Below are 14,349 nucleotides of genomic sequence, written 5' to 3'. Positions count from 1 at the left end.
CACGGATCTCCGCCCCCTTCGCTTCTACGGCGTCCTACAGCGCGTCCAGCACCGGTTCGAACGCGAGCTCGGCCGCGCCGATCAGCTTCGCGTCCCTGCCCAGCGGCGACGTCACGATCTGCGTCCCGCCGACCGCGCGCGAGACGAGACTGCGCCGCTGCACCACGGTTCCCACGGAGTCCACGAGCGACGGTGGCAGCGCGGTGTAGAGATCGCCCAGCACCACCAGTTCCGGGCCGAGGATGTTGACGATGTTCGCGAGGCCCAGTGCCAGCCAGTCCGCGAACTCCTCCAGCAGCGACGGGTCGTCCAACGCCTTCAGCGCCGCCACGACGGCGCCACGAGGGGCGTCGTCCGGCAGCCCCAGAGCCCGGCACAGCGCCGGTTCGCCGACCTCGGTCTCCCAGCACCCGTCGCAGCCGCAGTAGCAGCGACGGCCGCCAGGACGCACGACCATGTGCCCGAGCTCGCCGACGTAACCGCCCGCGCCGCGCAACGGCTGCCCGGACAGGATCACACCGCCGCCGACGCCGACGTCCGCGGAGATGTAGACCATGTCCGAGGACGCCTGGGCCGCACCGCGCACGTGCTCCGCCAGCGCTCCGAGCTCCGCGTCGTTGCCGACCTGGACCGGCAGCTTCAGCACCGCCTCCAGGCGCTTGCCGAGCGCGACGCCCGTCCAGTGCAGGTTCGGTGCCTCGTGCACCTGGCCGTCCGAGCGCCGCACGACACCCGGCACCGACACGCCGACCCCGACCGCGGTGACGTCGAGGTCGTCGGCCATGAGGCGCGCCGACTCGACGATGTGCGTGATGACCTCTCCCGGATCACGCGTCCGGTTGTGCAGGTTCCAGCTGTCGCGCCCGAGGATCTCCCCGCCCAGGCCCACGAAGCCCATCGCCACCTGCTCCACCCGCACGTCGATCGCGATGACGACCGCGGCGTGCGGCTGGGGCAGGACGAGCAGCGAGGGGCGGCCGGCACCGCTGCGCTGAGCGGGCACGCGTTCGGCCACCACACCGGCTTCGGCGAGGCCGTCCACCAGGGCCTTGATGGTGCTGCGGTTGAGCCCGAGCTCAGCCGCGAGCGACGCCCTGGTGGACGGTCCGTCGATGTGCAGGCGACGCAGCAGCGCCGTCCTGTTGTGCCTGCGGATCTCGTCGGGACGAGTGCCGGACGTAGGTCCTGTCACCTCGTCAGCGAGCCGCGTTGGCCGCCCGGCGGCGGGACAACGCGTCGACGCTCGCGGCGAGCAGCAGGACCAGGCCGGTCACGATGAACACGACGGCGGCGGGCTGCTTGAGCAGGCCCATGCCGTTCTGGATGATCGCGAGCACCGCGCCACCGATGACCGCGTCGCGCAGCCGGCCCTTGCCGCCGAACAGCGACGTGCCGCCGATGACGGCCGCACCGACCGACAGCAGCAGCGTGTTGCCGCCACCGGCGTTCGGGTCGACCGAGCCGACCTTGGACGAGTACACGATCGCGCCGATCGCGGCCGCGGAGGACGCGATCACGAAGACGCTCATCCGGATGCGCTCGACGTTGATACCGGCGCGGCGGGCGGCTTCCTTGTTGCCACCGACGGCGTAGATGTGCCGGCCGTAGCTGGTGCGGTCGAGCACGAACGTGCCGATCACCAGCAGCACGAGCACCACCGGCACCACGTACGGCACGCCTTCGATGATCACGAGGTTGCTCGGCGCCCGGTTGAGCGAGAGCGCGTAGGTGATCACCGCGGCCAGCAGTGCGAGGGCACCGATCTTGGCCAGCACCAGCGAGGTGGGCTGGGCCACGAGTCCCTTGCGGAGCCGGGAGAAGTGCCGCGTGAGCACGATCGCCGCGTAGCCGCCGACGGCGATGACGAACAGGGCCCACGAGCCCACGAAGTTCAGGTTGCCGTTGGCGACGTTGAAGATCGTGTCGTCACGCAGGCCGAGCGTGCCGCCCTGGCCGATGAACTGCAGCACCACGCCGTTCCAGACGAGGAACAGCGCCAGGGTCACGACGAACGACGGGATGCCGACCCTGGCGACAAGGAAGCCGGTGATGGAGCCGATGGCCGCGCCGACGCAGACCGCGAGCAGCATCTCCAGCCAGGCGTTCGCCGGTATGCCGACCGCGGCGATGATCAGCGCGACGGCCGAGAGCGCCGTACCCGCCCAGATCTTCATCAGCGCCGAGAGCACGATCGCGAGCACCAGCAGGCCGCAGAACACGTAGAACACCGTGTCGCCCATGCCGCCGAGCAGGTTGCCGTTGTGGATCAGGTGCAGTGCCATCACCGCCGCCGTCACACCGGACGCGGTACCGGCCGACAGGTCGATCTCGCCGAGCAGCAGCACGAACACCAGGCCCATCGCGATGATGGTGATGCTGGCGCCCTGCTGGAGCAGGTTGGCGAGGTTGCCGAGGGTGAAGAACGTGTCGGACAGCGAGCTGAACACGATGAGCAGCACAACGAGCCCGAGCAACGCGGGCAGCGAGCCGAGCTCACCGCCGCGGACCCTGGCCCAGTAGTCGCGCACCGCCTCGCCGGTGGACATGGAGGTCGTGTCGATGCCGAAGTCGGAGATCGCGCCCTGCTGCTGCGGGGTGTCGTGATCGTGCCCGTGTTCGTGCGTTTCGGTGGTGTCGGTCATGCTCGCCTCTTCGGAACTCATCAGATCGTCGCCGCCTCGGGGCGGGCGATGCCCAGGTCACCGGAACGACCGGCGGTGATCAGCTCGACCACCTGGCCGTGCGTGACGTCCTTGGACCCCACGACCGCGGCCATGCGTCCGAGGTAGAGGCACGCGATCTTGTCGGCGACCTCGAAGACGTCGTTCATGTTGTGGCTGATCAGGACGACCCCGAGGCCCTGCTCGGCAAGCCGGCGGACCAGGTCGAGCACCTGCCGCGTCTGGGCGACGCCGAGTGCGGCGGTGGGTTCGTCGAGCAGCACGACCTTGCTGTTCCACAGCACGGCCTTGGCGATCGCGACGGTCTGGCGCTGACCACCGGACAGCGACGCGACCTGCGTGCGCACCGACTTGACCGTGCGCACCGACAACGAGGCCAGCGTCTTGCGCGCCGCCTGTTCCATGTCGGTCTCGTCGAGCAGACCGGCCTTGGTGCGTTCGCGGCCGAGGAACATGTTCTGGACGATGTCGAGGTTGTCGGCCAGCGCGAGGTCCTGGTAGACGACCTCGATCCCGAGCTCCGCGGCGTCGCGCGGGCCCTTGATGTGCGTGGGCTGTCCCTCGAACAGGACCTCTCCCGAATCGGTCGGGTGGATGCCCGCGATGCACTTGACCAACGTCGACTTGCCCGCGCCGTTGTCGCCGACGAGCGCGGTGACCTCGCCCGGGTTGACGGTCAGGTCGATGTCGTGCAGGACGTGCACGGGACCGAAGCTCTTGTTGATGCCGCGCAGCTCGAGAATCGGCTCGCTCACTGGGGTTCCTCCGTGGTTACCACGCGCCGAGGCGGGGTGCGCAGTTCCGCACCCCGCCTTGACGCAAGCGGTCCTACTTGATGCCGAGCTCGGTGCAGGCGGCCTGGGTGTCGGCGACGCAGATGTCCGCGGCCTTGACGAAGGCCGCGTCCACAACGGACTTGACCTTGTCCTTGGTGATCAGCTGAGCGGTCAGCAGCACGGACTTGACGTCGCGGTTGCCCTTGTCGTCCTTGGTCTTGCCGGTCGCGAGGGCGTCGGCGGCGGCGGTGTCGCCCTTGGCGAGGGCTGCGGCCAGCTTCGCGGCGGCCTCGGCCTCGTCCTTGATGGGCTTGAACACGGTCATGTACTGGTCACCGCGGAGCACGGCCTGCAGGCCGTCCGGGGTGGCGTCCTGACCGGTGACCGGCACCTTGCCGTTCAGGCCGACCTTCTTCAGCACCGTGATCACGGCGCCGGCGAGGCCGTCGTTCGCGGCGACGACGCCGTCGACCTTGCCGCCGTTGGAGGTCAGGATCTGCTCGAAGACCTGGCCACCCTTCTGGTTGTCCCAGTTGTCGATCGGCTGGGACTGGACCAGCTTGAGCTTGCCGGCGCTGTAGAGCGGGTCGAGGACCTTGCGCTGGCCCTGAGCGAACAGGGTGGCGTTGTTGTCCGTCGGCGCGCCCTCGATCTCGATGACGTTCGCGTTCTGCGGAGCGGCCTTCATCGCGTCGGCGAAGCCCTGACCCTGCAGCTCGCCGACCTTCACGTTGTCGAACGACACGTAGTAGGACGAGGAGCCACCGGTGTTCAGGCGGTCGTAGTCGATGACCTGGATGCCCTGCGCCTGCGCCTTCTTGGCGACGGAAGCGCCGACCTCGCTGTTGGGCGTCGCGATGATCAGGACCTTGACGCCGGCGTTGATCATGCCGTCGGCCAGGGTGCTGAACTTCTGGACGTCACCCTGCGCGTTCTGGATGTCGGGGACGAGCCCCTCCTTCTCCAGAGCGGCCTTGAGCAGCGGCTTGTCGAAGCCCTCCCAGCGAGCGGAGGAGGCGGTCTCAGGAAGGATCACGCCGACCTTCGCGCCATTGCCGCTGCCAGATTTCGTGTCGGTGCTTCCTCCGGTGCCGGAGGACGTGTTGGCGCCGCACGCCGAGACCGCCAGGGCGAGGCCCGCGGTAACGGCGATGGAAGCGAGAGTCTTGCTGCGCATCCGCCATCCCTTTCACTGCGCTGTGTCACAGAGAATGTTGTGGCGCACAACGTATGCCCGACATATGCGTGACCGGAACCACACTGTATCGATTAAGTCGTAACGATGCGGCAACCTCCGCGTCATTTGACTACCCAGAGTCGTGAGAGCGTAACCACGGCGCTACAACACTTGCGACCATTCGGCGCACCGCGTTGTCCGATGGCGGAGCGTCCCGGTCGGCGAAGAGCAGGTGCCCGGTGCCGATGAGCATCGGCGCGGCCCCGTCGGCGTCGAGGTCGCTCACGCGGCCCAGCTCCCGTTCGCGCTCCAGGTAGGCCTTGATCATGATCGCGGCCTCGGTCAGCACGGGCACGCCCGCGGGCCACGTCTCGCGCAGCCGCCTGCGCAGGTCGTCGCGGAAGGTCACGAGGGCGACGATCGCGACGGCGACTCCGGTGAAGACGGCGGTGATCGCCTCCGCGAGGTTGCCGACGACGTCTCCCGTACCTGCCGATTCCAGGAGGGCCTTCGCGCGCGCGTCCATCTTGTCGACGCGGTCGAGGACGAACTCCGCGAGGAACGCGTCGAAGTCGTCGAAATGCCTGTGCAGCACACCCTTGGCGACGTCGGCCTCGGTCGTCACCGCACGACTGGTGAGCGCACTCGGGCCGCCCTCTACCAGGAGGCGTTCCGCGGCGTCGAAGAGCTGTCCTCGCACGTCACGGAGATGCACACCGGTGGGCACGCCTGTTCTCCTAGCTGAGTGGGCACTTGCCCACTAGGGTGGGCGCATGCCCACTTTAGGTGAGAAGCCAGAACCGGAGAAGGTCGACGCGCAGAAGTCCACCCCAGAGAATCTCGCCCCAGATAATCTCGCCCCCGAGAAGTCCGACCCCGGGAAGTTCGACCCGGAACTCGCCGAGCGGCTCGCCACCTCGTTCGGCGCGGAAGCCGCCCGCTACGACCGCACCCGCCCGCCCTATCCCGACGAACTGGTCGCGCGGATCGTCACGGCGAGTCCCGGACCGCGTGTGGTCGACGTCGGCTGCGGCACCGGCAAGCTGTCCCGCCAGCTGATCGCCGCAGGGCTCGAGGTCGTCGGCGTCGAGCACGACGAGCAGATGGCCCGGTTCGCCCGCGAGACCGGTGTGCCGGTCGAGGTGTCGAAGTTCGAGACCTGGGACCCGGCCGGCCGCGAGTTCGACGCCGTCGTCGCGGGCCAGGCGTGGCACTGGGTCGACGCCGAGCAAGGACCCCGCCAGGCGGCACGGGTGCTGCGTCCCGGCGGCGTGTTCGTCGCGTTGTGGCACGTGTTCGCGATGCCGGACCCGGTCGCGCACGCGCTCGCCGAGGTCTACCAGCGGATCGCACCGGAGACGCCGTTCCGCATCGGCCACACCCGCGAGGAGGCGCTCGCGTCGTATCGGGGTGGCTGCGAGCGGACCGCCGACCAGTTCGTCGGCACCGGCGAGTTCTCCGGCCCTCAGCAGTGGAGCGCCGCCTGGGACCTCTCCTACACGACCGCGGAGTACCTCGACCTGATGCTCACCATGAGCCCGCTGGCTCTGCTCACGACCGAGCAGGCCGCCGAGCTGATGGACGGCGTCGGCACCGCGATCGACGCGATCGGCGGCGGCTTCACGTCCCACTACGAGACGCTCGCCGTCGCCGTCACCCGCAACTGATATATCGGATATCAGCGGTCGCGCCGGGCCCTCGCCGGATGCAAAAAACGTTTGCGGACGAAGTCAAAACACTCATTGCAATGGTGGACGCGCGCCCTACCAGGGGGTTTGGGGTCGGGGCGCGCGCTACCAGGAGCGCAGGGTGGCGATGCGTTCCTCGAGCTGTTCGATGCTGGCCATCGCGGTCGGCGGACCACCGCAGTACTCGCGCAGCTGGTTGTGGATCTTGCCGTGCGGCTTCTTGGTGCGGTGGTGGTGCATCGCGACGAGGGTGTTGAGCTCCTTGCGCAGTGACGCGAGGCGTTCCTGGACGCCGACCGGCCGGGCCTCCCGGACCGCCACCTCGGGCTTGGGGCGCTTGGCCGCGGAGGCCAACTGCTCTTCCTGGCGCTGCAGCAGCAGCGTGCGCACCTGGTCCGGTTCCAGCAGACCGGGCAGGCCGAGGTACTCCTGCTCCTCCGCCGAACCCGCGTGCGTCGGGGTGCCGAACGACGAGCCGTCGAAGATCACCTGGTCGAGTTCGGCGGTGGTGCCCAGCGCGGTGAAGGCGCGTTCGTCCTCGCCGGGCTCGTCCTTGGTCTGGTTCGCCGCGGCCATGAGCTCGTCGTCCCAGCCGTCTTTTTCGCGGTGCGGCTTGCCCAGGACGTGGTCGCGCTCGGCCTCCAGCTCGGACGCGAGCTGCAGCAGCACCGGCACCGAGGGCAGGAACACCGTCGCGGTCTCGCCGGGTTTCCGGTTGCGCACGAAACGGCCGACGGCCTGGGCGAAGAACAGCGGAGTCGACGACGACGTCGCGTACACGCCGACGGCGAGCCGCGGCACGTCGACGCCCTCGGACACCATCCGGACGGCGATCATCCAGCGCTCGTTCGTCGCGGAGAACTCGGCGATCTTGCCGGACGCCTTCGGGTCGTCGGACAGCACCAGCGTGGGGATCTGGCCCGTGACGCGCTGGAGCACCTGCGCGTAGGCCTTCGCCACGGTCTGGTCGGTCGCGATCACCAGACCGCCGGCGTCGGGCAGGCCGTTCTCGCGCTTCTGCGTGAGCCGCTGGTCGGCGGCGCGCAGCACGGAGGCCATCCAGTCGCCGGCCGGGTCCAGGGCCGTGCGCCAGGCCCGCGCGGTCTGCTCCTGCGTCAACGGCTCACCCAGGCGCGCGGTGTACTCCTCGCCCGCGCTGGTCCGCCACGACGCCTCGCCCGAGTACGCCAGGAACAGCACGGGCCGGACCACGCCGTCGCGCAACGCGTCGGAGTACCCGTACGTGTGATCGGCCTTGGACGTCTTGAAGCCGCCGGAGCTCTCCTCGTACTGCACGAACGGGATCGGCGAGTCGTCCGAGCGGAACGGCGTGCCGGTGAGGCAGAGACGGCGGACCGCGGGCGTGAACGCCTCGCGGATCGCGTCACCCCACGACTTGGCGTCGCCACCGTGGTGGATCTCGTCGAGCAGCACCAGCGTCTTGCGGTTCTCCGTGCGCACCCGGTGCAGCGACGGGTGGGCGGCGACCTGCGCGTACGTGACGGCCACGCCGTGGTAGTCGCGGGAGGTCATCGCGTTGGTGTTGCGGAAGTTCGAGTCGATGTGGATGCCCTGCTCGGCGGCGGCCTTCGCCCACTGGTGCTTGAGGTGCTCGGTGGGCGTGACGATCGTGACGGCCTCGATCGTGCGGTCGGCCAGCAGTTCGGCGGCCACGCGAAGCCCGAAGGTCGTCTTGCCCGCGCCGGGTGTCGCGACGGCGAGGAAGTCCTGCGGTTTCGCGGCGAGGTACTTGGTCAGCGCGCGGCGCTGCCAGGCCCGCAGCGGTCGCATTGCTGCTGTCGCTGTCACAGACGTGTTTCTCCTCATTTGTGCAGGTCAGACATGGTAATGCCCTCAGGCAGACCGTTGCCGAGGGCACCGTGACTCTACCTGTTCTCGGCGCCGATGCCGCGAAACGTGGCGCCATGCACCATGCTTGTCTTTGCGATGGGTGCGCCTACCGACAACGACGCACGCAGGTCCGGCCGCAAGGGGCCGCTGCGTCTACTCGCGCGCACGCTGACGAAAGCCTGGGAAGGCAACATCTTCTCAGAAGCCGCCGAGGCGGCGTTCTGGCAGACCCTCTCATTCCCGCCACTGCTGCTCGGTGTGCTGGGCGCCATGGGTTATCTCGGCGACTGGTTCGGCCAGGAGGTCGTCTCCGCCGTCCAGGAGAAGATCATCGGGTTCACCCGGACGATCTTCAGCGCCGACGTGGTCAACGGCGTGATCCAGCCGACGGTCGCGGAGATCCTCACCACCGGCAAGGGCGAGATCGTCTCCGTCGGCTTCCTGATCTCGCTGTGGGCGGGTTCGTCGGCCATGTCGTCGTTCGTCGACGCGATCACGGTCGCCCACGGCCAGTACGGCGTCCGCAACGAGCTCTGGCAGCGCATCTTCGCCCTGCTGCTGTACATGATCTCGCTGGTGGCGCTGGTGGTCGGCCTGCCGGTGCTGGCGCTGGGCCCGGACATCCTGCCGCAGTTCTTCCCGGCGTCGTGGCAGCCCTACATCACGACGTGGGTCGGCCGCTTCTACTACCCCGGCGTCGCGCTGCTCCTCGTGCTCTCGCTGTCGCTGCTCTACAAGGTCGCGCTGCCGAGGAGGCTGCCGTACCACCGCGTGCTGCCCGGCGCGGTCCTCGCCATGGCCGTGTTCATCCTGTCGTCCATCGGCCTGCGCCTGTACATCCAGTGGATCACCACCACGGGCTACACCTACGGCGCCCTGGCGACGCCGATCGCGTTCCTGCTGTTCGTGTTCTTCATCGGCCTGGCGATCACCATCGGCGCGTACTTCAACAGCGCCATCCAGGAAACGTGGCCAGCCCGCATGACCCAGCGCCAGCGCCGCCGGTGGCGCCGCCTTGAGATGGAACGCGCGGCGTCCCGCATCCGCGAGGAGAACGCGCAGCCCAAGCAGGAATCCGGCAACACCGAGTACTCCGCGCCCTCCCCCGCCGACACGCAGCTGACCGCGCCGCTGAAGATCCAGGAGCCGCGGTCCTCGCCGGAGGCGGAGGAGGAAAAACAGCGGGGGTAGCCGAAGCCACCCCCGCTGCCGTGATCTTTCCGGTCAGCTTCCGTTGACCGCCGTCGCGAACCGCTGCGGCAGGCCGCCGTGGCAGTCGAAGACGATGGCCCTGTCGCCGTCGGCGCCGAGCTTGCCGTCGAGACAACGGCCGGACACCGGGTTCACGATGCTGCCGTCGGACCGCACCGCCCACACCTGCCCGCCGGTGCGCTGACAGTTCGACGGCAGGGTGACCGGGGCGTTGTTGCCGGTGCCCGAGATGTCGAGGCAGTTGTTGTACGCCTCGATCGTGCCGTCGCCGGACATCCGCCAGTCCTGGGCGAAGCCGCCGTGGCACCCCCACACGACGACCGTGTTGGCCGACGGGTTGGCGGCGTACACGTCAAGGCACCTCGTCTGAGGGCCGACGACCGGCCCGCGGGACGCCCACACCGCCGTCTGCCGCCAGAGCTGCGTGTTCCTGGCGGCACAGTTGGTGATCGACAGCGCCGCGCCGTCCGCGGTCGACGCCGAGGTGAGGCAGCGGCCCGAGATCGGGTTCAGGAGCGTGCCGTCCGCCTGCGCGACCCACTGCTGGGCCGGCTGGGCGTTGCAGTCCAGGATGGCCACGGCCGTGCCTTCGGCCGTGCCGCCGTTGACGTTGAGGCACTTGCCCTCGCCGCGCAACGTGCCGTCACCGGGCGCCACCCACTGCTGGGCCACCGCGCTGTTGCACCCCCACAGCACCGCCTGGTTCGCCGCCGGGTTGTGCCCGAAGACGTCCAGGCACCTGCCACCGGGACCGACCACCTTGCCGACCCGGCCACGCTGCTCCGGCACCGTCCAGACCTGCTCGGTCCTCGACGGCGCACAGGCGGACATGACCAGCCGCGCCTCCTGGGACGCGCCGGCCGGTGTGGCGCACAGGCCTGTCGCGCGGTTGACCAGTCGCCCGTCGGTGCGCCGCACCCACTGCGACCGGGCGTCGCCGACGCAGTCGACCAGCAGGACCTGCGCGCCGTCGTTGTTGGTGTCGGGCATGAGGCAACGTCCGGCGCCCTGGATCATTCCTTCGTTCGACGCCCAGGTCTGCGCGAACTGGCCGTGGCAGTCGAACATCCAGGCGACCTGCTGCGCCGGGTCGGCCCACTTGATGTCGAGACAACGCCCGTTGCCGCTCTTCAGCGTGCCCGACCACACCGGCGTGTCCTGCCTGATCCGCACGTTGCGGAACTTGACCGCGTCACCGGTGTTGTCGTTCTGCAAGCCGATGAACGTGTTGCGCTCCGTCTGGGTCGCGTCCGGCGAGGTGTAGTCGTTGACGCGCTGGCCGTTGAGGTACACGGTCACGCTGTTCCAGCTGACCTTGATCTCGTAGGTGTTCCACTGACCGACCGGCTTCGCCGCGCTCGTGGTGGTCGGCGCCTGCCTGCCCACGACGGACCCGGTCACCCACTGGTCGCCGCCCTGCTTGATCTGGATCTCGTACCCGGTCGCGTTGGGCTTGCCCGCGTCGTTGCCGGGGTTGGGCATCAGCACGTACACGCCCGAGTCCGACTTCTCGGTCTCGGCCTTCCAGTCGAGCTTGAGCGTGTAGTCGTTGCCGTAGGTGTGCGGCGTGTACCAGTTGACGTCGGGGCTGTCCGCGGTGCGGAGCTCACAGCCGTCCGCCGTCATCGCCTGACCGGTGGACAGCCACCCCCTGGTCCCGGACTCGGTCCTGCCGTCGAACGCGCTGCCGAAGCCCGGCTCGTCCCTGGACGTGACGCAGTTGCCCGCCACCGCCGGGGTCGCGACCTTGCCGCCACCGACGAAGTAGCCGGTGACGTCAGCGGACAACCTGGTCTGGCCGCGCTCATTGCGCACGTCGACCTTGCCGCTGTCGCCGAGTGGCACGAGCGCGAGCCCGGCCCCCGTCTCCAGCTTGCGCGTGACCACCTGGCTCGCGGCGGTCCAGCCCACCTCGCTCGCCACCGCGCTGAGCTCGGTGCCGATGTTGTTGTCGTTGCCCGTGAGGACCACGGCCGCCGTGGTCGCCGTGGCAGCCACGCCCGCGACCCCGCTCACCTGGAACTGGGCGACCTGCCCGTGCCCGATCTGCGCCCTGGGCACGCCATTGCCGGTGGCGGTGTCCGCGACCCGGCTGGAGTCGGTCAGCGGCACGTACTTCGCACCGTTGCCGGGGCCGAAGTACCCGACGACGTCCAGCGAAGCGCCGACGACGCTGCGCCAGGTGCTGTTGGTGACGCGGATCTTGCCGTCCGGCCCGATCGGCACGACGACCGTGTTCGTCCTCCGGTCGCCCTGCGCGACCGAGACCGACGTGACGCCCGGAACCGCGGTGGTGCCGTGTGCGGTCAGGAACTGCTGCTCGGTCGCCTCGAAGCCGGTGAGGTTCGCGACCACGGCCTGCGCGTTCTGCGGGATCCCGGCGACGCCGCGGATCTGCACCTCGGCGGTCTTGTCACCACCGGCGTCGAGCGAGGTGTTCCTCGGGTTGCCCCCGGCGGCGACCGGGTAGCCGCGGGTGTCGAGCAACCGGGCCGGCGCGGGCAGGGCGACGTACGTGTCCGTGCTCTGCTGCGGGCTGAAGTAGCCCAGCCGCTCGACCACGACCCCGGCCGGTCCGTTGCCGCGGTTGCGCAGCTTGATCGACCGCGCGCTGTCCAGTGGCGCGAAGAACGTCAACGTCTGCCACGTCCACGCGTTGTCGCCACGCGCGTACAACGTCGGCACCCGACCGCCCTTCGCCGCGAGGTCACCGGTGCCGACCTCGATGGCGAAGTCGCCGATGTCGTTGGCGTGCGCCTGCGCGGACACGGTGATCGCGACCGCGGTCGTGTCACCGGGCAGCGACGGGAACGCGAGCGTCCTGGTCTCGTTCGCGGGGATCTCCTGGTCGAACACGCGCGTCGGCGTCGCGTCGGACGTGAACCCGGCACCGGCGGGAGCGGCGGGGGTGCCCGGCGTGCCGACGCTGAGCGGACCGTTGCCCCAGTTGTTGTTGGACTGCTTGGGGTTCGCGGCGTTCAGCAGCGCGGTCTGCAGCTGCGACGCGTCGAGCGAGGGGTTCGCCGACTTGAACAGCGCGGCAGCACCGGCCACGTGCCCGGCCGCGGCGGAGGTGCCCCGCAGCACGCCCATCGCACTCGTCGAGACCTCGTCGTAGCCCGTGATGTCCGGCTTGGTCCTGCCGTCGACCGTCGGACCGCGGCCGCTGTAGTCCTGAACCCGCCCCGAACCGGGCGCGGTCGCGCCGACCGCGATCACGTGCGGCGAGGTGGCGGGTTCGACGACACTGCCGGCCTCGGTGTAGTACTGCAGCTGCTGGTTGTTGGCCGGGCCGCTGACGAACAGGTCCATCGGCGTGTTGAGCGCCGCGTTGTGGTTCTTCACGTACACCCAGTACGTCTGCGTGGTGCCCAGGTTGTTGGTGAACGTGAGCGACTCGGTCGGCGCCAACCCGTCGGTGCTGTCCTTCTGCGACCGCGTCGACTGCGCCACGATCTCCGGGTCGTTCGGCCCGTTCGGCGGGTTCGTGCTCTTCATGACGTAGAGGTCGAGGTCCTGCTTGGTCTTCGGCCACGCGTCCCAGCGCAGCCCCACCGTGGCGGAGCGACCGGGGTCGAGTGGGAAACCGTTCTGCCGCGAGGCCCCGAACTCGACCCAGCCGTCGGCGTTGGCGTCGATGGCGTTGCCGCCGTAGTGCAGCCGCGCCTGGTTGCCCGCCGCGACGCTCCACAGGATGTTCGCGGCCTTGCTGCGCTTGACGATCTCGGCGGGGCTACCTGCATCGCCAGTACCGTCGCCGCGGCTGCCGGCCGGGGCCAGGAACCCGATCGCCGACGAGATCACCTGCACACCCTGCGCCCGCAGCCACGTCTCGGCCTGGTCGAAGCTGAACGTGTCCTCGATGCACGCCAGGAAGAGCTGGGCCTCGGGGGCCACGTCGTGCACGATCTCGGCGATGCCGGTGCCGTGCGGCGACTTCTCGGCCGCGTCGAGGCAGTTGTCGTTGTTGATGGTGATGTTCGCCGGCAGGTCACCGGATGCCTGCGACGCCGCCACGTCGCCGAAGCCGACGTCGATGATGCCGACCTTGACGCCCGCGCCCTTCTTGCCGGCGTCGTGCCACAGGTTGGCCTTGGCCGCGGCCACGCCCTCGGACGTGACGGCCATCGGCACCGCACGGTCGGGGAGCCGTACCTCGGTCACGCCGGGCTGGCTCGCGACCAGGTCCAGCTTCTCCTGCGGCACAGCGGCCTTGATCCGGCCGTTGCCGGAGCCGCTGACCGTGCCGCCGGCCTTGACGACGGCGGCGCGGAGCTGGTTCTGGCTCGGGCCCTCCACGTAGACCAGCCGTCGACCCTTGGCGTCCTTCGGGACTGTTTGGCCGGGTCTGGCGTCGTCCGCGGAGTTCACCGCGTCCGGTCTGGCACCGGCGGGCGGCGCGGCCGCCCATGCCGGTGTTGCGACGACAGCCGCCCCCAGCGTCATGCACACGGCCGCAGCGGCCGCACGTCGCAATCTGCTCATTTCATTCCATTCATTCTTCGAGGACAACCCAGTAGTAGTTGCCCTGAGCGAGGAAATCCGTCGTCGTCATCCGGGCGCATCGAAACGATCACATCGCTCTTGATGTCGATGCGAAACTCCTGGTCATCGCCATCACCCAGCGCGGGCAGCCGACATTCACTCCGTGTACCGCGACGTGCCCCAGGCCGGCCAGCTCTCCGAAATGAAACTGGACATACCTGGAAGTCTCCGGGCCACAGTTCGCACACCTCGCCGGATCCGGCACCATCAGAATGTTGAACGCGCCCACAACAACTCCCGTGCGGCGGCAACGGACTGTTCGGATTGGAGGACGGGTCCTCGACCGGTTGCGTGTCTGGAGCGTCGTTGTTCGGGTGCGGTGGTCGAGGCCCCGAGAGGGAGCGCGCCGGAGAGACCGTAGGGCTGACGCACCCGTCTCGGCACGCCATTGATCCACGCGTGTTTCACGCGTCCCCCAG

General features: G+C 69.3%; 9 protein-coding genes and 1 pseudogene. 2 read left to right on the top strand and 8 right to left on the bottom strand.

Annotated features, from left to right (window positions below; genetic code table 11):
* Positions 1 to 34: 34 nt before the first annotated feature.
* The 6 genes from ABZ345_RS14520 to ABZ345_RS14495 all read right to left on the bottom strand — a co-directional run bounded on the left by ABZ345_RS14520 (position 35) and on the right by ABZ345_RS14495 (position 5,550).
* Positions 35 to 1,192, bottom strand: a complete 1,158-nt coding sequence (locus ABZ345_RS14520; RefSeq protein ID WP_359847417.1) for an ROK family protein — start codon at positions 1,190 to 1,192, stop codon at positions 35 to 37.
* A gap of 4 nt (positions 1,193 to 1,196) precedes the next feature.
* The gene (locus ABZ345_RS14515; RefSeq protein WP_359847414.1) at positions 1,197 to 2,642 is read right to left on the bottom strand and encodes an ABC transporter permease; all 1,446 of its coding nucleotides are present in this window, start codon (positions 2,640 to 2,642) and stop codon (positions 1,197 to 1,199) included.
* 20 nt (positions 2,643 to 2,662) lie between these two features.
* Positions 2,663 to 3,436, bottom strand: a complete 774-nt coding sequence (locus ABZ345_RS14510) for an ATP-binding cassette domain-containing protein (protein ID WP_359847411.1) — start codon at positions 3,434 to 3,436, stop codon at positions 2,663 to 2,665.
* Between the two features lie 73 nt (positions 3,437 to 3,509).
* Complete coding sequence (locus ABZ345_RS14505) at positions 3,510 to 4,634, bottom strand: substrate-binding domain-containing protein (RefSeq protein ID WP_359847408.1); 1,125 nt, start codon at positions 4,632 to 4,634, stop codon at positions 3,510 to 3,512.
* A gap of 130 nt (positions 4,635 to 4,764) precedes the next feature.
* Positions 4,765 to 5,361: a TetR/AcrR family transcriptional regulator gene (locus ABZ345_RS14500; RefSeq protein WP_359847405.1), complete on the bottom strand. Its 597-nt coding sequence runs from the start codon at positions 5,359 to 5,361 to the stop codon at positions 4,765 to 4,767.
* Positions 5,362 to 5,394: 33 nt separating this feature from the next.
* Positions 5,395 to 5,550, bottom strand: coding sequence for a pentapeptide repeat-containing protein (locus ABZ345_RS14495; RefSeq protein WP_359847535.1), 156 nt, complete (start codon positions 5,548 to 5,550; stop codon positions 5,395 to 5,397).
* A 37-nt stretch (positions 5,551 to 5,587) separates the two neighbouring features.
* Between ABZ345_RS14495 and ABZ345_RS14490 the strand changes: the two are divergent.
* Positions 5,588 to 6,301, top strand: a pseudogene (locus ABZ345_RS14490) (class I SAM-dependent methyltransferase); the annotation flags it as partial.
* 126 nt (positions 6,302 to 6,427) lie between these two features.
* Here the strand turns inward: ABZ345_RS14490 and ABZ345_RS14485 are convergent.
* Complete coding sequence (locus tag ABZ345_RS14485) at positions 6,428 to 8,113, bottom strand: DEAD/DEAH box helicase (RefSeq protein WP_359847533.1); 1,686 nt, start codon at positions 8,111 to 8,113, stop codon at positions 6,428 to 6,430.
* A 156-nt stretch (positions 8,114 to 8,269) separates the two neighbouring features.
* On the opposite strand from ABZ345_RS14485, the gene ABZ345_RS14480 reads away from it, so the two are divergent.
* Complete coding sequence (locus tag ABZ345_RS14480; protein WP_359847403.1) at positions 8,270 to 9,364, top strand: YihY/virulence factor BrkB family protein; 1,095 nt, start codon at positions 8,270 to 8,272, stop codon at positions 9,362 to 9,364.
* 33 nt (positions 9,365 to 9,397) lie between these two features.
* Here the strand turns inward: ABZ345_RS14480 and ABZ345_RS14475 are convergent, their stop codons facing one another.
* Positions 9,398 to 13,870, bottom strand: a complete 4,473-nt coding sequence (locus ABZ345_RS14475; protein WP_359847401.1) for a ricin-type beta-trefoil lectin domain protein — start codon at positions 13,868 to 13,870, stop codon at positions 9,398 to 9,400.
* Positions 13,871 to 14,349 lie beyond the last annotated feature (479 nt).

The sequence above is a fragment of the Lentzea sp. NPDC005914 genome (genome assembly GCF_040629405.1).
Classification (GTDB): Bacteria; Actinomycetota; Actinomycetes; order Mycobacteriales; family Pseudonocardiaceae; genus Lentzea.
This window is presented reverse-complemented; position numbering and strand designations above follow the sequence as displayed.

Bases quoted from the DNA above. Each gene is read 5' to 3' on its own strand.
- ABZ345_RS14515 (WP_359847414.1), bottom strand. From the start codon at position 2,642: ATGACCGACACCACCGAAACGCACGAACACGGGCACGATCACGACACC.
- ABZ345_RS14480 (WP_359847403.1), top strand. From the start codon at position 8,270: ATGGGTGCGCCTACCGACAACGACGCACGCAGGTCCGGCCGCAAGGGG.
- ABZ345_RS14475 (WP_359847401.1), bottom strand. From the start codon at position 13,870: ATGAGCAGATTGCGACGTGCGGCCGCTGCGGCCGTGTGCATGACGCTG.
- ABZ345_RS14485 (WP_359847533.1), bottom strand. From the start codon at position 8,113: ATGCGACCGCTGCGGGCCTGGCAGCGCCGCGCGCTGACCAAGTACCTC.
- ABZ345_RS14505 (WP_359847408.1), bottom strand. From the start codon at position 4,634: ATGCGCAGCAAGACTCTCGCTTCCATCGCCGTTACCGCGGGCCTCGCC.